Annotated in this window: 15 protein-coding genes; 4 read left to right on the top strand and 11 right to left on the bottom strand. The window is 70.5% G+C overall.

Annotated features, from left to right (window positions below; translation table 11 throughout):
• Positions 1–302: 302 nt before the first annotated feature.
• The 9 genes from ACZ470_RS01470 to ACZ470_RS01510 all read right to left on the bottom strand — a co-directional run bounded on the left by ACZ470_RS01470 (position 303) and on the right by ACZ470_RS01510 (position 9,302).
• Positions 303–1,274, bottom strand: a complete 972-nt coding sequence (locus ACZ470_RS01470; protein WP_468423328.1) for an AraC-like ligand-binding domain-containing protein — start codon at positions 1,272–1,274, stop codon at positions 303–305.
• Between the two features lie 240 nt (positions 1,275–1,514).
• On the bottom strand, positions 1,515–1,904 hold the full coding sequence (gene rbsD / locus ACZ470_RS01475; protein WP_468423330.1) for a D-ribose pyranase: 390 nt from the start codon (positions 1,902–1,904) through the stop codon (positions 1,515–1,517).
• Positions 1,901–2,806: a ribokinase gene (locus tag ACZ470_RS01480; RefSeq protein ID WP_468423332.1), complete on the bottom strand. Its 906-nt coding sequence runs from the start codon at positions 2,804–2,806 to the stop codon at positions 1,901–1,903. Before ACZ470_RS01480 ends, rbsD begins: the two co-directional genes overlap by 4 nt.
• Before the next feature lie 74 nt (positions 2,807–2,880).
• Complete coding sequence (locus ACZ470_RS01485; protein ID WP_468423334.1) at positions 2,881–4,839, bottom strand: ABC transporter permease/substrate-binding protein; 1,959 nt, start codon at positions 4,837–4,839, stop codon at positions 2,881–2,883.
• Entirely contained in the window at positions 4,829–6,355 is a 1,527-nt protein-coding gene (locus tag ACZ470_RS01490; RefSeq protein ID WP_468423336.1) for a sugar ABC transporter ATP-binding protein, read from the bottom strand. The genes ACZ470_RS01485 and ACZ470_RS01490 overlap by 11 nt, the downstream gene beginning before the upstream one ends.
• Positions 6,352–7,386: a LacI family DNA-binding transcriptional regulator gene (locus ACZ470_RS01495; protein ID WP_468423338.1), complete on the bottom strand. Its 1,035-nt coding sequence runs from the start codon at positions 7,384–7,386 to the stop codon at positions 6,352–6,354. The genes ACZ470_RS01490 and ACZ470_RS01495 overlap by 4 nt, the downstream gene beginning before the upstream one ends.
• Positions 7,387–7,508: 122 nt before the next feature.
• Positions 7,509–8,312, bottom strand: a complete 804-nt coding sequence (locus ACZ470_RS01500) for a MerR family transcriptional regulator (RefSeq protein WP_468423340.1) — start codon at positions 8,310–8,312, stop codon at positions 7,509–7,511.
• Positions 8,305–8,844: a VOC family protein gene (locus tag ACZ470_RS01505; RefSeq protein WP_468423342.1), complete on the bottom strand. Its 540-nt coding sequence runs from the start codon at positions 8,842–8,844 to the stop codon at positions 8,305–8,307. The genes ACZ470_RS01500 and ACZ470_RS01505 overlap by 8 nt, the downstream gene beginning before the upstream one ends.
• A gap of 17 nt (positions 8,845–8,861) precedes the next feature.
• Positions 8,862–9,302: an ATP-binding protein gene (locus ACZ470_RS01510; protein WP_468423344.1), complete on the bottom strand. Its 441-nt coding sequence runs from the start codon at positions 9,300–9,302 to the stop codon at positions 8,862–8,864.
• A gap of 212 nt (positions 9,303–9,514) precedes the next feature.
• Here ACZ470_RS01510 and ACZ470_RS01515 point away from each other — a divergent pair, with 212 nt between their 5' ends.
• Together ACZ470_RS01515 and ACZ470_RS01520 are read left to right on the top strand one after the other, a co-directional pair.
• Positions 9,515–10,351, top strand: coding sequence for a helix-turn-helix domain-containing protein (locus ACZ470_RS01515; protein ID WP_468423346.1), 837 nt, complete (start codon positions 9,515–9,517; stop codon positions 10,349–10,351).
• A gap of 5 nt (positions 10,352–10,356) precedes the next feature.
• Complete coding sequence (locus ACZ470_RS01520) at positions 10,357–10,539, top strand: DUF397 domain-containing protein (protein WP_468423348.1); 183 nt, start codon at positions 10,357–10,359, stop codon at positions 10,537–10,539.
• Here the strand turns inward: ACZ470_RS01520 and ACZ470_RS01525 are convergent.
• On the bottom strand, positions 10,536–11,108 hold the full coding sequence (locus tag ACZ470_RS01525; protein ID WP_468423350.1) for a Uma2 family endonuclease: 573 nt from the start codon (positions 11,106–11,108) through the stop codon (positions 10,536–10,538). The two genes, ACZ470_RS01520 and ACZ470_RS01525, sit on opposite strands and share 4 nt — an antisense overlap.
• A 345-nt stretch (positions 11,109–11,453) precedes the next feature.
• Between ACZ470_RS01525 and recD2 the strand changes: the two genes are divergently transcribed.
• Together recD2 and ACZ470_RS01535 are read left to right on the top strand one after the other, a co-directional pair.
• Positions 11,454–13,781: an SF1B family DNA helicase RecD2 gene (gene recD2 / locus ACZ470_RS01530; RefSeq protein WP_468423352.1), complete on the top strand. Its 2,328-nt coding sequence runs from the start codon at positions 11,454–11,456 to the stop codon at positions 13,779–13,781.
• A gap of 178 nt (positions 13,782–13,959) precedes the next feature.
• Complete coding sequence (locus ACZ470_RS01535; protein WP_468423354.1) at positions 13,960–15,249, top strand: citrate synthase; 1,290 nt, start codon at positions 13,960–13,962, stop codon at positions 15,247–15,249.
• Between the two features lie 639 nt (positions 15,250–15,888).
• On the opposite strand, the gene ACZ470_RS01540 is transcribed toward ACZ470_RS01535, so the two are convergent.
• A complete protein-coding gene (locus ACZ470_RS01540) occupies positions 15,889–18,135 on the bottom strand; it encodes a heavy metal translocating P-type ATPase (protein WP_468423356.1) in 2,247 nt (748 codons plus the stop codon).
• Positions 18,136–18,152: the final 17 nt, after the last annotated feature.

Below are 18,152 nucleotides of genomic sequence, written 5' to 3' on the forward strand. Positions count from 1 at the left end.
CCTGTATCAGCAGGACAGGCGATGGGTGTGGGGAGAGGGCACCCGCGGGGTGACGCGCAGGCCCGCCGGGGTGGCGGGTGCAGGGGCACCGGCCACCCCCGGGGCCTGCGCGAGCGCAAGCGGTGCGGTGCCGGACCGGACGCCGACGTACTGCCGGCACCGCACGTTGCTTCCCCCCCTGCTCCCCGCTGTGCACAGCCCCCACTGTGCACAGGCACCAGCATGAGGCCACCGGACGCTTGAATCCTTGACGGTCCGTGCAGGGATCTTGTCGATTCCGGCAGAACGGCGAAAGACACGCCCTAACGGTTGGCGTGGTGATGGCGGTGGTCGGTCGGTGTCATGCCGTAGACGCGGCGGAAGACCCTGCTGAACGTGGCCGCGTCGGTGAACCCCCACTGCGCGGCGATGGAGTGCACGGAGCGGCCCCGCAGCCGGGGGTCGGCCAGGTCGCGGCGGCACCGCTCCAGCCGGCGGTGCCGGATCCAGGCCGCCGGCGCCTCGCCCTCCGCCGCGAACAGCTGGTGCAGATGGCGCACCGAGATGCCGTGCGCCGCCGCGACCGTCGCCGGGGACAGCGACGGATCGCCCAGGTTCCGGTCGATGAAGTCCCGGATCCGGGTGCGCAGGGCGCGCCGGCGGGACTCCGGGGGGAGCAGGTCCTCGGAGTCCAGGCAGCCGCCGAGTACGGAGGCGAGCAGATCCGTGGTCACCGAGGCCAGCGCCGGCGCGTCGGTCTCGGAGAACTCGTCGGCCCGCCGGGCGACATCGGCCAGCCAGCGGTGCAGCGCGCCGCCCATGCCCCGGTCCAGCGGAACCGGCACCGCCAGCAGCCGCCGCATCGAACGCGGCGGCAGCGGCAGCCGGGTCCGGGGCACGCTGACGATCACCGTCGTGGACCGCTGCGACGTCCGGTTGATGCGGGCCTCGTAGGGGAGGCTGCTGTCCGCCATGATGAGGTGCCCGGTCCCGAACACCGCCTCGGTGCCGTCCTGCGCCATCCCGCCGTCGCCGGAGAGCTGGCAGTTGATCTGGAAGATCTCGGGGTCGAAACGCCGGATGGTCCGCGCCGTGCGCACGGTGTCCAGGTGCGGCAGGTCCAGCTCGGCGATCTGCACGTCCCCCAGCGGTAACACCCGCATCCCGGCCCGGAAGTCGTCGCTGCGCTCACTGCGCAGCAGATTGGGCACATGCGTGCGGGTGGCGATGTCCTGCCAGAGGTCCCACCGCTCGGCGGGCGGCACCACCTCGGTCCGGAACTCCTGCACCAGCATCGTCACACGCCCCCAACGCGTACCGGACGACCGCATCCTGCCCGGGACCATCGTAGGGAACCCGCGCCGGAAAAATTCCGGGAAGACCGTGCAACCCTCGCCGCACCCCGCGGGTCGTACTGTGCGTCGGAACTTCTGGGGAGGGGACCCGGGGGGGACTTGAGAGGTTCTGACGGGGAGGGAACCGAGGGGGCCCGGTCGACGGACCGGGCCCCCTCGAAGTTCGTACGCCGACTGCTGTCAGAAGAACACCCCGCAGCGCAGCAGCACATTCGCGTACGGCCGTGCCTCACCGGTGCGGACGACGAGCCGCGCGCCGGCGGTCAGCTCCTTGAGCCGTTCGTGCGGGACGAGTGCGAGACCGGGGAAGTGGCCCGCCAGCAGCTCGGCCGCCGCCGGATTGGCGTCCCGCACCTCGACGGCCGCCGTCGCGCCCTCCACGACCAGCTCGTCCAGCAGCCCTTCCAGCACCTCCGCGAACGACGGCACCCCCGCGCGGAAGGCCAGATCGACGACGCGCGGCCCGTCGGGTATCGGCATCCCGGCGTCGCACACCAGCACCCCGTCACCGTGCCCCAGTTCGGCGAGGGCACCGGCGAGATGCCGGTTCAGGATTCCGTGCCTCCTCACAGCGCCGCGACCTCCGCCGCCGTCGGGAAGGACACCTGCGCGCCCTGCTTCGTCACCGTCGCCGCCCCCACCCGGGCCGCGTACGCCGCGGCCTCGGCGAGCGGCTCGCCCGCCCCCAGCCGCCAGGCCAGCGCGGCCGTGAACGCGTCACCCGCACCGGTGGTGTCCACGGCGTGCACCTTGACGGACGCGACCCGGTGGACGCCCTCCGCCGAGGCCACCAGCGCGCCCTCCCCGCCCAGCGTCACCACCACCGAACGGGGGCCCTTCGCCAGCAGCAGCCGCGCCCAGTCCTCGGGCCCGTCCCCCACCTCGGCGCGGTCACCCAGGATGACCTTCGCCTCGTGCTCGTTGACGATCAGCGGATCGCACGCCGCCAGCACCTCCGCCGGAAGCGGTCGCGGCGGGGACGGGTTCAGTACGAAACGGGTGCCCGGCGGCAGACTCCGCACCACCTCCACGACCGTCTCCAGGGGGATCTCCAGCTGCGCGGAGACCACCCGGGAGGCGTGGAACAGGCTCCCGGCCGCCCGCACGTCGGACGGCGTCAGCCGCCCGTTGGCACCCGGCGACACCACGATGCTGTTGTCCCCCGACGGGTCAACCGTGATCAGCGCGACCCCGGTCGGCGCCCCGCCCACCAGCACGCCCACCGTGTCCACCCCGGCCGTCCGCTGCGAGTCCAGCAGCAGCCGCCCGTGCCCGTCGTCGCCGACCCGGGCCAGCAGCGCCGTACGGGCACCGAGCCGGGCGGCGGCGACCGCCTGGTTCGCGCCCTTGCCGCCCGGATGGACGGCCAGGTCGGAGCCGAGCACCGTCTCCCCGGCGCCCGGCCGGCGCTCGACACCGATCACCAGGTCGGCGTTGGCCGAGCCGACGACCAGGAGGTCGTAGTCGTACATGAATCGCTCTCCGATCCGAGTGCGGAGGGCGGGCGGCCGTCGTGGCCGCCCGCCCCTGTGCCCCTGTGCCCGTGTCAGCCCTCGAAGCCGGCCACGTTCTCCCTGGTGACCACCTTCACCGGCACCTTCACCATGGTCTCCACCTTCTCGTCGTCGGCGGCCCGCAGCGCGTTCCGCACCGCGATCCTGCCCAGCTCCGACGGCTGCTGCGCGACGGACGCGTACAGCGTGCCCGCCTCGACCGCCTTCAGCCCGTCCGGCGTGCCGTCGAAGCCGACGACCTGGACCGACTTCCCGGCCTTCGAACCGAGCGCCTTGATCGCGCCGAGCGCCATCTCGTCGTTCTCGGCGAAGACACCGTTGATGTCGGGGTGCGCCTGGAGCAGGTTCGTCATCACGTCCAGGCCCTTGGTGCGGTCGAAGTCCGCGGGCTGCTTGGCGACGACCTTGATGCCCGGGTAGTCCTTCAGACCCTCGGCGAAGCCCGCGCCGCGCTCGCGGCTGGCGGACGTGCCGGCCTGACCCTGGAGGACGACGATCGTGCCCTTGCCGCCGAGCTTCTCGGCGAGCGCCTTGGCGCCCAGCCGGCCGCCCTCGACGTTGTCGGAGGCGACCAGCGCGGCCGTGTCCGCCTTGTTGACGCCGCGGTCCACGGCGATCACGGGGATGCCGGACTGGTTGGCGCCGCGCACCGCCGGACCGGCGGCGTCGGAGTCCACCGGGTTGACGATGACGGAGGAGAGCGAGCCGCTGGTGAAGTTCTGCAACTGGTTGGCCTGCTGGGAGGCGTCGTTCTGGGCGTCGGTGACCGTCAGGTCGACGCCCAGCTTCTTCGCCTCCTCCTCGGCGCCGTTGCGGATCTGCACGAAGAACGGGTTGTTGAGCGTCGACAGCGACAGGCCGATCTTCTGCGTCCTGCCGGCCGAGGACCCGTTGTGCAGCAGCGAGGTCGCGCCGACGACCGCGACGGCGACGACGGCCGCGATCACGTACGTCAGTGCCTGCTTGCCCCGGTTCCCGCCCCCGGACGCCCCGGCGGCCGGGGTGGTCGCGCCCGCCTTGCGGCGCAGCGTGTCGAAGAGCACCGCCAGCGCGATGACGACACCGATGACGACCTGCTGCCAGAACGCGGACACGGACAGCAGGTTGAGGCCGTTGCGCAGCACCGCCAGGATCAGCGCGCCGATCAGGGTGCCCGACGCCTTGCCGGTGCCGCCCGCGAGGGAGGCGCCGCCGATGACGACGGCGGCGATCGCGTCCAGTTCGTAGCCCTGCGCGGCCTGCGGCTGCGCGGAGGCCAGCCGGGAGGCGAGCACGATGCCCGCGACGGCGGCGAACAGGCCGGAGAAGGCGTAGATGGCGAGCTTCTGCCGCTTCACCCGCAGGCCGGACAGCCGCGCGGCCTCCTCGTTGCCGCCGATGGCGTACATGGAACGGCCGATGTAGGTCCGTCCGAGGACGAACGCGGTGATCAGGCCCATCACGATCATCACGAGGACCGGCACGGGCAGCCAGCCGCCCAGCGTGTCACCGAGGTGCGAGACCGAGTCCGGGACGGCGATGGGCGAGCCCTGCGAGATGACGAGCGACAGACCGCGCCCCACCGACAGCATGGCCAGCGTCGCGATGAACGGCGGCAGTTTCCCGTACGAGATGAGGAAGCCGTTCACCAGACCGCAGGCGATGCCCGTCGCGACGGACAGCAGGACCGCGAGCACGACCGGGATCCCGGCCTCGGTCGCGCTCCACGCCAGCACGGTCGCGGACAGCGCGGCCACCGAGCCGACCGACAGGTCGATGCCCGCCGAGACGATCACGAAGGTGACGCCGAAGGCGAGGATCGCGGTCACGGCGGCCTGGACGCCGACGTTGAGGAGGTTGTCGGCGGTCAGGAAGTCCCCGGACAGCGCCGACATGGCGATCACGAGGACGATCAGCGCGGTCAGCGCGCCGTTGTCGAGGAGCAGGCGGCGCAGGCCGCCCGTGGCGCCGCCCTGCGCGCCCGGCTTGCTCTTGAGCGTGTCAGTGGCCACCGGAGGCCTCCGTTCCGTTGTTGCTGTGGGGAGTGCTGACGGCGAGCGCCATCACGGCGTCCTGGGTGGCCTCCTCGGCGGCCAGTTCGCCCGCGACGCGGCCCTGCGCCATGACGACCACCCGGTCGCTCATGCCGAGCACCTCGGGCAGATCGCTGGAGATCATCAGGACGGCGGCACCGGCGGCCGTCAGTTCGTTGATGAGCTGGTAGATCTCGACCTTGGCGCCGACGTCGATGCCGCGCGTCGGCTCGTCGAGGATGAGGACCTTGGTGTTCGCCAGCAGCCACTTGCCGATGACGACCTTCTGCTGGTTGCCGCCGGACAGCGTCCGCACGTGCTGCCCGAGACCGGCCATCCGCACGCCGAGCTGTCCGGCGATCCGGGCCGCCGCCTCGTGCTGCCCCTTGAGGTCGACGAGCCCCGCGCGGGAGGTGGACCGGAGGGTGACCAGACCGAGGTTCTCCTCGACGGAGGCGTCGAGCACCAGACCCTGGCCCTTGCGGTCCTCGGGCACGAGCCCGATGCCGGCCGCCATGGCGGCGTTCACGTCGTGGCGGCGCAGGGGCGCGCCGTCGACGTGCACGGCTCCGTCGTCGTACGGATCGGCGCCGAACACGGCCCGGACGACCTCCGTCCGCCCGGCCCCGACGAGCCCCGCGATGCCGACGACCTCACCGGCCCGCACCTCGAAGCCCACGTCGTGGAAGACGCCGTCCCGGGTCAGTCCCTCGACCTTGAGCAGCGCGGCACCGGTGTCGGTGCGCTCGCGCGGGTACTGCTGCTCGATGGACCGCCCGACCATGAGCCGGACGAGCTCGTCCTCGGCGGTGGAGGCGGGCACCTGTCCGACGCTCCGCCCGTCCCGGATGACGGTGACCCGGTCCCCGAGGGCGGCGATCTCCTCCAGGTGGTGGGTGATGAAGACGATCCCGACGCCGTCCTCGCGCAGCCGCCGCACGATCGCGAACAGCTTGTCGACCTCCTCGGAGGTCAGTACGGCGGTCGGCTCGTCCATGATGAGCACGCGCGCGTTCAGGCTGAGCGCCTTGGCGATCTCGACCATCTGGAGCCGCGCGATACCGAGTTCGCGCACGCGGGCGCGGGGCGAGACGTTGACTCCCACGCGCCGGAGCAGCACCTCGGCGTCGGCGTCCATCTTCTTCCGGTCGATCATCCCGAGCCGGCGCGGCTGCCGGCCGAGGAAGATGTTCTCGGCGACCGTCAGATCGGGTACGAGGTTGAACTCCTGGTAGATGGTGGCGATCCCGAGCCGCTCGGAGTCCTGCGCACCGTGGATGCGCACCTCCTCGCCGCCGACCACGATCCGGCCGGTGTCGGGTGTGTAGGCGCCGGAGAGCATCTTGATCAGCGTGCTCTTGCCCGCGCCGTTCTCACCGAGGAGCACATGCACCTCGCCCCGGCGCAGGTCGAAGTCGACGCTGTCGAGCGCGACCACACCGGGGAAGGTCTTGCGGATGCCCTCGATGCGCAGCAACTCGTCCGGGTTGCTCACGGCGTACTCCTTCGTACGGGGGAGGGGGACAGTGCGGGTGCCGGCTCGCCGCACGAGCGGCGTACGACGAGCCGGGCGGGGAGGGTGACGGATTCGCCGGGTCTGCCCTCGATCCGGTCGACCAGGGCGCGGACGGCGGCCCGCCCCAGCGCGCCGGTCGGCTGGGCGATGGCGGTGACCGGGGGATCGGTGTGCACGAACCAGGGGATGTCGTCGAACGCGGCCAGCGCGATGTCGTCGGGGACCCGCATCCCGCGCGCCCGGACGGCGTCCAGGGCGCCGAGCGCCATCAGGTTGTCCGCGGCGAACACGACCTCGGGCGGCTCGGGCAGATCGAGGAAGCCCTCGGTGACCCGGCGTCCGCTGTCGGCCTGGAAGTCGCCCTGGCCGATGTAGGCGTCGGGGAGGGCGAGCCCGTACGCGCCGAGCGCCTCACGGAAGGCGTCCACGCGCTCGCGGCCGGTGGTGGTGGCGGCCGGTCCGGCGATGATCGCCAGCCGTCGGTGCCCGAGCCCGTACAGATGCGCGACCAGGTCCCGTACGGCGCCTCGCCCGTCCGACCTGACCACGGGCACGTCGACGCCGGGGATCCAGCGGTCGACGAACACCATGGGCGTCCCGGCCCGCGCGGCGGCCAGCATCCCCGGCGAACCACCGTCGGTCGGCGAGACGAGCAGCCCGTCGATACGCCGGTCCAGCAGGCCGGTGACGTGGTGGTCCTGGAGATCGGGCCGCTCGTCGGCGTTGCCGATGATCACGCTGTACCCGAGCGCGCGGGCCTCCTCCTCGACGGAGCGGGCCAGCTCGGTGAAGTACGGGTTCATCACATCGCTGATGACCAGCCCGAGGGTGCGGGTCTGGTCCGTCCGCAGCGACCGGGCGACGGCGTTCGGACGGTAGGCCAGCCGCTCGACGGCGGCCGTCACGCGCCGGCGCGCGTCCTCGCTGACCGACGGATGGTCGTTCAGCACCCGCGACACCGTGGCGACGGACAGCCCCGCCTCGGCGGCGACGTCCTTGATGCTCGCCATCGCCGTTCCACCTCCTCGTGGAATCGATTACACGGAGGATTGGAAACGATTACACGGGCGGATGGCAAGAGGGTGGCGGGTGGCCGAAACCGAATCGTGACCCGAGGTCCGTGCCTTGGGTCCTACTCCCAGGTGGCGGTGTCGGGGTCGATGCCGTGGGCGCGCGCACTGGCGTCGACGATCCGCCGGAACCAGGCGGCGAGGCCGACGCGGACGCCGTCGTAGTGCGCGGCGAACCCCGGATCGGCCTCGTACCTGCGGGCGAGGCAGACCTGCATCCGCCGGGTGAGGGGGAAGTACGAGGCGAAGACCTCGCGGTGCCGCTCGACGAGCCGGTTCGCCTCGGGGCTGCCCGGTGCGACGCCGGCGTCCATCGCGTCCGCGAGCGCGCGGTCGAGGGCGGTGACGGTGTCGGTGACGGCCTGCCACTCCTCCGGACCGCGGGAGGCGGAGAGTTCGGCGTACTGCCGCCATTGCGTGGTGTCGCCGTAGTGCCGACGGGCCTCGGCGGGTCCCTCCGGGTCCCACCGCGGGCCGAAGACCGCGGCCTGCTCCTCGACGGTCAGCAGCAGGCCGCGCTCATGGGCGTCGATCATCCGGTCCAGCCCGGCGCCGAGCCGCTGGAGGCGCTCGATCCGCTCGGTGACCTGGGCGCGTTGTGCGCGCAGCGCCCCCGGCACGTCCGTGGCCGAGTCGTCCAGGACGGCCCGGATCCCGTCCAGACCGAGGCCGAGCTCCCGGTAGACGACGATGCGGTGCAGGCGTTCCAGGTCGCCCGCCGTGTAGAGCCGGTATCCGGCGGCCGTGCGCAGCGACGGTCGCGCCAGACCGATCTCGTCCCAGTGGTGCAGCGCGCGGACCGTCACGCCCAGCCGCGTCGAGACCTGACCGACGGTCAGGCCGTCGGTGTCGGTGGCATCAGGCATGTTCCCCATTGTCGCCGTGACGACCGGCGCCGGGCGCGCTGATCCCGATGGCTTCGAGGTCCCGCGCCTCCTGGCTTTCCGGGTCGAAGGGCTTCGCCGCGGTGAACACGATCCGGGCGTTCTCGGGGGTGATCACGGTGACGTCGCGGGTGTTCCAGGGCGTGTCCCGTGGGCCGTCGACCGAGTCCGGGCGCAGGGCACGGCAGGCCTCGACGAGGGAATCGACCTGGCTGAGCACCCCCGCGAAACTGAAGCTCATCGCCGGCGCCTGCTCCGGAACGGTCCCCTCCGCGACGAGGAGTACGTCCTGGAACGCCCACCTGCGCAGATGCACGAGCGTGCCGGGGATGGCGAACAGCTCGAAGAACCCGAGCCCACGCGTCCAGAAGTCCACCGAGGCCGCGAGATCGTTCGTGGGGATCGTCACGAACGCGGGCATCCCGTAGATGCCGCGGAACGGCTCCGGGGGTACGGCGTCCGGGCCGGGCGTGGGTACGGGGCTCATCTCGAAGGCGTCGTAGTAGTCGCTCATGCGGCCACTCTTGGGCCTCACGCAACGTGAGGGTCAAGTCCGGGTTGCTGTGCGGGCGCCAGCTCGCACCACACGTACTTGCCCCGGTTGCCGTCCCTGACCAGCGGCTGCCAGCCCCACACATCGGCACACGCCCGCACCAGCGCGAGCCCCCGCCCGTCCTCCCGCTCCGCGGCCCGCTCGAACGGCTCCGGCGGCTCCGGAGGTTCGGGGTCGGCGTCCCACGCCCCGATGCGCAACGTCCCCGGCGGCGACCAGCGCACACGGAGGGCGGCGGGCCCCTTGGTGTGCCGCACGGCGTTGGAAACCAGCTCGGTCGCGAGCAGTTCGGCCACGTCGACGAGGCGGATCAGTCCGTGCATGGTGAGGATCAGGCGCAGGGTGCGGCGGCTGATGGTGACGGCACGGGGGTCGTTGGGGATGTGGAGGGAGTACTCCCAGGGAGCGTTTTCGGGCATGCGGAACTCCGGTGTGGTGGGGAGGCGTTGAGGGCGGGCCCGGTGTCATTGCCGCAGCCGTCATGGCAGGACGGGGCGGTGCGCTTCCGGTTTCGCACGGTGTGCGCCGCGTCACTGACGGTAGGGCTTACGCGTAATCCCAGGCAAGTCGATCGCGTAATCTGAACCCGAACGGGCAGCACTGGCGGGCACGTTGAACCAAGGAGCAGTTGATGGTCCTCAGGCGCGAACCAACCGCACGTCAGGTGCGCCTCGGGGTTGAGCTGCGCAGGCTCCGCGAAGCGGCAGGACTCACAACCGTGGAGGCGGCGGCGCTGCTCGGGGTGAGCCGGGTTCAGATCACTCAGATCGAGACCGGGGCAGCGGGTGTGAGTGAGCAGCGACTGCGCCGCCTTGCATCCCACTACGCGTGCACGGACGAAGAGTTCATCGCAGCCCTGACCGCCATGGCCACTGACCGGACACAGGGCTGGTGGGAGGAGTACCGGGGCCACCTGCCCACGTCGTTCCTGGACCTCGCCGAACTGGAACACCACGCCACGTTCTTGCGGGAGGTGGCGATTCTCTATGTGCCGGGCCTGCTCCAGACGGAGGATTACTCGCGTGCGGTCTTTTCCGCCCGAGTTCCTGAACTCACGTATGAAGAACTTGAGTTGCGCGTCAGCCACCGCATGAGGCGCCAGCAGATCACGTGCTCATACGAGTTGGTCATCCACGAGTCCGCCCTGCGTATCCGGGTCAGTGACCGTGCTGCCTCCCGGGCTCAACTCGCCAGGCTTCTGGAACGCTCCGAAGCGGACAACATCACCGTGCGCGTCATTCCCTTCGACCTGGACGGCTTCGCCAGGGCGGCCAGCGCCATGACCTATGCAGGTGGTCCCGTGCCCAAGCTGGACACCGTGGTGCGCGACGTGCCACACGGCTCGGCGTTCATCGATTCCGAAGCACAACTCGCTGCCTTTCGAACGCGCTTCCGTAAGGTGGAAGCCGCATCGCTCGACCTCGAGCGGTCGCGTGACTTCATCAGCCGGCTGGCGAAAGAGCTGTGAGACTCATGGACAACTGGCGGAAATCGTCCTATTCGGGCCCCGACGACGGCAACAACTGTGTGGAGATCGCGAACTCACCCACCCACATATCCGTCCGCGACTCCAAGGCCCCCACCAGAGCCACCCTCACCTTCCCGCCGGAGGCCTTCGCACCCTTCCTCGAAGCACTCAAGTCGAACGCGCGCTAACCGTCCCTGCCGTACCGGCGGAACTCCGCCGTTTCCACCGTCCACGGGCCGAACGGCACCGAGTCGCCGAAGACGTACGGCTCCTTACCGCTGTAGCGGCCCTTGCACGGCTCGGAGTGCACCTGGATCGTGCCGGTGCGTGGGTCGACGATCATGTAGTGCGGGATTCCCATGGCCGGGTATTCGGCCAGCTTCTCGTCGTAGTCGTTGTTCGGGTGGGACGGCGAGACGATCTCGATGACGGCCAGCACCTGCGTCGCGTCGACGGCAAGGCCCTCTTCGTCGAGGGTGGCCTCGGGGATGACGACAGCATCAGGGCGGCGCAGGCGGCCGAGCTCCTGATGCTCGATCTCGGGGCCGTTCGCGCAGATGTAACCCGGGTGGGTGGTGAGGAGTTGCGCGTCCAGTTGCTTGCAGATGCGTCGAACCGTGCCCTCACGCCGCTTGGACGGGCACACCATGGCCAGTACGGGGCCCGACGGCCCGATCTCGACGCTCCAGGCCCCTTCGAGCCGTTCCGCGTACGCCCCGAGCTCTTCGGCGATGGCACGCATCCTCGCGTAGTCCACGCCTCAAGGCTACCGACCAGCACGCCTTCAGGTTGGACACTGAAATAGGCCCGGAGGGCAAAAAACAGTCCCCGGTAGTGCTGCACGTGTCCTGAAGCTTCAGTCGTCACTGTCGCCTCGGTATCGCGCCGGCTTGCCGGGGGCCTGAACGACATCCTGTCCAAGTCACTCCGTCGGCTAGACGTCCTCGTCGACTTCGTGACTCTTTCGGTGTTGCCGTCTACTAACTACTTCTACGCCCTTTATCTCCCGAGTCAATAGGTTTTGGGTAAATCTTCCGGCCGCGTTGTCCGAGGCCCCCGATAGCCTCCTGTTCACACGAAGACGCGAAGGGCAGGTGGGACCGTGTCTGGCGCGGAGAGGGGACCGGACCGAGGGGGTCGGCCGGGTCTTGCCGAGCTGACCGGCGTCCTGGAGCGGATCACGTACGCCAACGAGGAGAACGGCTACACGGTCGCCCGTGTCGACACCGGCCGGGGTGCCGGTGATCTGCTGACCGTCGTCGGGGCGCTGCTCGGTGCGCAGGTGGGGGAGTCCCTGCGGATGGAGGGGCGCTGGGGGTCGCATCCGCAGTACGGGAAGCAGTTCCACGTCGAGAACTACACGACCGTGCTGCCCGCCACCGTCCAGGGCATCCGGCGTTACCTCGGATCCGGGCTGGTCAAGGGCATCGGGCCGGTCTTCGCCGACCGCATCACGCAGCACTTCGGCGTCGACACGCTGACCATCATCGAGGAGGAGCCGAAACGGCTCATCGAGGTCCCCGGGCTCGGGCCGAAGCGGACCAAGAAGATCGCCGACGCCTGGGAGGAGCAGAAGGCGATCAAGGAGGTCATGCTCTTCCTCCAGACCGTCGAGGTGTCGACGTCGATCGCCGTCCGGATCTACAAGAGGTACGGCGACGCGTCGATCTCCGTGGTGAAGAACCAGCCGTACCGGCTCGCCGCCGACATCTGGGGCATCGGCTTCCTCACCGCCGACAAGATCGCCCAGTCCGTCGGCATCCCGCACGACAGCCCCGACCGCGTGAAGGCCGGCCTCCAGTACGCGCTGTCGCAGGCCACCGACCAGGGGCACTGCTACCTCCCCGAGGAGAAGCTGATCGCCGACGCGGTGAAGCTGCTGCAAGTCGACACCGGGCTGGTCATCGAGTGCCTCGCTGAGCTGGCCGCCGAGCCGGAAGAGGGGGAGGACCCCGGCGTCGTACGGGAGAAGGTGCCCGACCCGCAGGGCGGTGATCCCGTCACCGCCGTCTACCTCGTCCCCTTCCACCGCGCCGAGGTCGCCCTCTCCGCCCAGCTGCTGCGGCTCCTGCGCACGGACGAGGAGCGGATGCCGGCGTTCCGGGACGTTGCGTGGGACAAGGCGCTCGGTTGGCTGAAGGGGCGTACGGGCACGGAGCTCGCGCCGGAGCAGGAGGCGGCCGTCAGGCTGGCCCTCACGGAGAGGGTCGCCGTCCTCACCGGTGGGCCCGGCTGCGGCAAGTCGTTCACCGTGCGGTCGATCGTGGAGCTGGCGCGGGCGAAGAAGGCCAAGGTGGTCCTCGCCGCCCCGACCGGCCGCGCGGCCAAGCGCCTCGCCGAGCTGACCGGCGCCGAGGCGTCCACCGTCCACCGACTCCTTGAGCTCAAGCCCGGCGGCGACGCCGCCTACGACCGGGACCGGCCGCTGGACGCCGACCTGGTGGTGGTCGACGAGGCGTCCATGCTGGACCTGCTGCTCGCGAACAAGCTGGTCAAGGCGGTTCCGCCGGGTGCCCACCTGCTCTTCGTGGGCGATGTCGACCAGCTGCCCAGCGTCGGCGCCGGGGAGGTGCTCCGGGATCTGCTGGCCGCCGACAGCCCCGTCCCCGCCGTCCGGCTCACCCGCGTGTTCCGGCAGGCCCAGCAGTCCGGCGTGGTGACCAACGCGCACCGGATCAACGCCGGGCAGCATCCCGTCACCGACGGCATGAAGGACTTCTTCCTCTTCGTCGAGGACGACACCGAGGAGGCGGGGCGGCTCACCGTGGACGTGGCGGCCCGGCGCATCCCGGCCAAGTTCGGGCTCGACCCGCGCCGGGACGTGCAGGTGCTCGCCCCCATGCACCGGGGACCGGCCGGTGCGGGCACGCTCAACGGGCTGCTCCAGCAGGCCGTCACCCCCGGCCGCCCCGACCTCGCCGAGAAGCGGTTCGGCGGCCGGGTCTTCCGCGTCGGCGACAAGGTCACCCAGATTCGCAACAATTACGAGAAGGGGGAGAACGGGGTCTTCAACGGCACCGTGGGCGTGGTCACCTCGCTCGACCCGGTCGACCAGCGCCTGACGGTGCTGACCGACGAGGACGAGGAGGTGCCGTACGACTTCGACGAGCTGGACGAGCTGGCCCACGCCTATGCCGTGACCATCCACCGTTCCCAGGGCAGCGAGTACCCGGCGGTCGTCATCCCGGTGACCACGGGCGCCTGGATGATGCTCCAGCGCAATCTGTTGTATACGGCGGTCACCCGGGCCAAGCAGCTGGTCGTGCTCGTCGGCTCCCGCAAGGCGATCGGCCAGGCGGTGCGCACGGTCTCGGCGGGCCGCCGGTGCACGGCCCTCGATTTCCGCCTCGCCGGATCCCGCCTCTCGGAGGCGCGGACCGCCCCTGTGAGCGGTCCGTCATCAAAAAATGATCGATCAAATGAGTCGTGAAGGTCACAGAGCCCTTCCGGATGGGGAACACAGGAGGCAGGATGGGCAAGTTGGCGGCACTCAGTGCCGCCAATAGGCCCGATGGTCGACCCCGAGTGCACTCTCCTGAGCCGAGTGGGGGATGGTAGAGACAGTCAGGGCACCTCGAAGATGAGGCACAACGTCGGTGAGGGAAGACGTGAGCGACAACTCTGTAGTACTGCGGTACGACGGCAGCGAGTACACCTACCCGGTGATCGACAGCACCGTCGGCGACAAGGGCTTCGACATCGGGAAGCTCCGAGCCCAGACCGGTCTGGTGACGCTGGACAGCGGCTACGGCAACACCGCCGCCTATAAATCCGCGATCACCTATCTCGACGGCGAGGCCGGCATCCTCCGGTACCGCGGCTACCCGATCGAGCAGCTGGCCGAGCGCTCCACCTTCCTGGAGGTCGCGTACCTGCTGATCAACGGTGAGCTGCCGACCGTCGACCAGCTCGCGGCGTTCAAGGGCGACATCACGCAGCACACGCTGCTGCACGAGGACGTCAAGAACTTCTACAAGGGCTTCCCGCGCGACGCCCACCCGATGGCCATGCTGTCCTCGGTGGTCTCGGCGCTGTCGACGTTCTACCAGGACAGCCACAACCCGTTCGACGAGCGTCAGCGCAACCTCTCGACGACCCGTCTGCTCGCCAAGCTTCCGACGATCGCGGCCTACGCGTACAAGAAGTCGATCGGTCACCCGTTCGTCTACCCGCGCAACGACCTCGGCTACGTCGAGAACTTCCTGCGCATGACCTTCTCGGTGCCCGCGCAGGAGTACGAGCTCGACCCGGTCGTCGTCTCCGCCCTGGACAAGCTGCTGATCCTGCACGCGGACCACGAGCAGAACTGTTCGACCTCCACGGTCCGCCTGGTCGGCTCCTCGCAGGCGAACATGTTCGCCTCGATCTCGGCGGGCATCAACGCCCTCTGGGGCCCGCTGCACGGTGGCGCCAACCAGTCGGTGCTGGAGATGCTCGAGGGCATCCGCGACGCCGGCGGCGACGTCGACTCCTTCATCCGCAAGGTGAAGAACAAGGAGGACGGCGTCCGCCTGATGGGCTTCGGCCACCGGGTCTACAAGAACTTCGACCCGCGCGCCAAGATCATCAAGGCCGCCGCGCACGATGTGCTGTCCGCCCTCGGCAAGTCCGACGAGCTGCTGGACATCGCGCTGAAGCTGGAGGAGCACGCGCTCTCCGACGACTACTTCGTCTCGCGCAGCCTCTACCCGAACGTGGACTTCTACACCGGTCTGATCTACCGGGCCATGGGCTTCCCGACCGAGATGTTCACGGTCCTGTTCGCCCTCGGCCGGCTGCCGGGCTGGATCGCCCAGTGGCACGAGATGATCAAGGAGCCGGGTTCCCGCATCGGTCGCCCGCGCCAGATCTACACGGGTGTCGTGGAGCGGGACTTCGTTCCGGTCGAGGAGCGCTGACACCTGCCGGTGGGGCGGGTGCGGTGCGCCTGAGAGTTCGTCGCTGAAGGAGCGTGGGCGACTGCGGGTCGGCTGTGGCTGGTCGCGCAGTTTCCCGCGCCCCTAGGGGTGTTGCACAACCGTAGATGTAAAGAAGAAGGCGCCCTGACCGCCGGTCCCCCCACGGGCCGACGAAGTCAGGGCGCCTTCCCATGTCCCGGTGCGGATTCCCCCCACGGGATCCGGCCGGGCGTCTGTGAGGACAGCGCCTGAATCGCTGTGTGAGTACGAGCGGGCCTGAAACCCACCGCACTCGTCGGTGTGCGGTCTGCCGGGACCCGCACGTCGGGAGGGCCGCTCAAAGCTCCCCGCTGGGTACGTGCCCCGGCAACGCAATCTCTGGGAAAGTCCCCCAAGACATCCCCAGATGCCAGGAAGCGCCCCCCAAGACGCTGCCCGACATCGCCAACTTAGACCTTCGAACCCCTTCGATGGTTACGTTCAGATCACTGTGATCTGCGTCTCTTGCGTATCTCCCCAAGCTGCGCAAGAGCCCGCAAACCGCTCACGGGACTCAAGCGTAAGGATGATGCGCGAGCCTTGTGAAGAGCTTATGTGAGGGTCGTACCGGACGACAGGGGTCCGCCCCAACTTGAGACCTCAATGAAACGCCCGCAGGCGCAGGCTGTTCGTCACCACGAAGACCGAGGAGAACGCCATGGCAGCACCGGCGATCATCGGGTTCAGCAGCCCGGCCGCGGCCAGCGGAAGCGCGGCCACGTTGTAGCCGAAGGCCCAGACGAGATTGCCCTTGATGGTGGCCAGCGTGCGCCGGGAGAGCCGTATCGCGTCCGCCGCCACCCGCAGGTCGCCGCGGACCAGGGTCAGGTCGCCCGCCTCGATCGCCGCGTCCGTTCCGGTGCCCAGGGAGAGACCCAGATCGGCGACAGCCAGCGCGGCCGCGTCGTTGACGCCGTCGCCGACCATCGCGACACTGCGCCCCTCGTCCCGCAGCCGTCGTACGACGTCGGCCTTGTCCTCGGGCAGCACCTCGGCGATCACCTGGTCGATGCCGACGGTCCGCGCCACCGCCTCCGCCACGGTCCGGTTGTCACCCGTCAGCAGCACCGGCGTGAGGCCCAGCGCGCGCAGCTCGCGCACCGCCTCGGCGCTGGTCTCCTTCACGGCGTCGGCGACGGCGAGGACACCGCGCGCCACCCCGTCCCAGCCGGCCACGACGGCCGTACGCCCGTCCCGCTCGGCCTCGTCCCTCGCGCGGACCAGCTCCGGCGGCAGCTCCTCGAAGAGCAGCCGGCCCACGGCCACCTCGTGGCCCTCCACCCGCCCGCGTACGCCCCGGCCGGGGACGTTCTCGAAGTGCTCGACCCCCGGCAGCGCGCCGGCGCGTTCCTCCGCGCCCGCGGCGATCGCACGGGCGACGGGGTGCTCGGAGGCGTGCTCCAGGGCGCCCGCGAGCCGCAGCAGCCGCCGCTCGTCGGTGCCTTCGGCGACGTACACCCCCTGGAGGGTCATCCGGCCGGTGGTGACGGTTCCGGTCTTGTCCAGGACGACGGTGTCGACGCGGCGGGTGGACTCCAGGACCTCGGGCCCCTTGATCAGGATGCCGAGCTGGGCGCCCCGCCCGGTGCCGACCATCAGCGCGGTCGGGGTGGCGAGCCCGAGGGCGCAGGGGCAGGCGATGATCAGTACGGCGACGGCGGCGGTGAACGCGGCCACCGTGTCGTCGGTGGCGCCGAGCCACACCCCGAAGGTGCCGACCGCGATCAGCAGCACCACGGGGACGAAGACCGCGGAGATCCGGTCGGCGAGGCGCTGTACCTGCGCCTTGCCGTTCTGCGCGTCCTCGACCAGCTTCGCCATCCGCGCGAGCTGGGTGTCGGCGCCGATCCGGGTGGCCTCGACGACGAGCCGCCCGCCGGCGTTGACGGTGGCGCCGGTGACGTTGTCGCCGACGGTGACGTCCACGGGGACGGACTCGCCGGTCAGCATCGACGCGTCCACGGCGGAGACGCCCTCCAGCACCGTGCCGTCGGTGGCGATCTTCTCCCCGGGCCGTACGACGAACCGGTCGCCGACCGCCAGCCGCTCCGCCGGGATCCGCACCTCACGCCCGTCGCGCAGGACGGCCACGTCCTTGGCGCCCAGCTCCATCAGCGCCCGCAGGGCCGCGCCCGCGCGGCGCTTGGAACGGGCCTCGAGGTAGCGGCCGAGCAGGAGGAACGCGGTGACGCCCGCGGCCACCTCCAGGTAGATCGTGGAGGCGCCGTCGGCGCGGGCGACGGTGAGCTCGAAGGGGTGCCGCATGCCGGGCATGCCCGCGTCGCCGAGGAACAGCGCCCACAGGGACCAGCCGAACGCGGCGAGCGTGCCGACGGAGACCAGGGTGTCCATGGTGGCCGCGCCGTGCCGCAGGTTGGTCCAGGCGGCCCGGTGGAAGGGGGCGGCGCCCCAGACCACGACGGGCGCGGCGAGGGTGAGCGAGAGCCACTGCCAGTTGTCGAACTGGAGGGGCGCGACCATCGCCAGCAGGACGACGGGCAGGGCGAGGAGCGCGGAGACGGTCAGGCGTCGGCGCAGGGCCGCGAGCTCGGGGTCGGCCTCCGCGGCGGCGGGTGTCTCCTCCCGCGGGGGCGCGGGTTCCTCGGCGGTGTAGCCGGTCCGTACCACCGTGGTGATCAGGTCGGCGACCTCGATGCCCGGCGGGTAGGTGATCCGGGCCTTCTCCGTCGCGTAGTTCACCGTGGCGGTGACGCCGTCCATGCGGTTGAGCTTCTTCTCGACGCGGGCCGCGCAGGAGGCGCAGGTCATCCCGCCGATGAGCAGCTCGACCTCCGAGAGGGCCGGCTGTCCGGCGGCCGGTGCCTCGGTGGCGGTGGTGCTGGTCATGTCCGTACTCCAAGGAC

The organism is Streptomyces sp. NPDC031111, assembly GCF_055570675.1.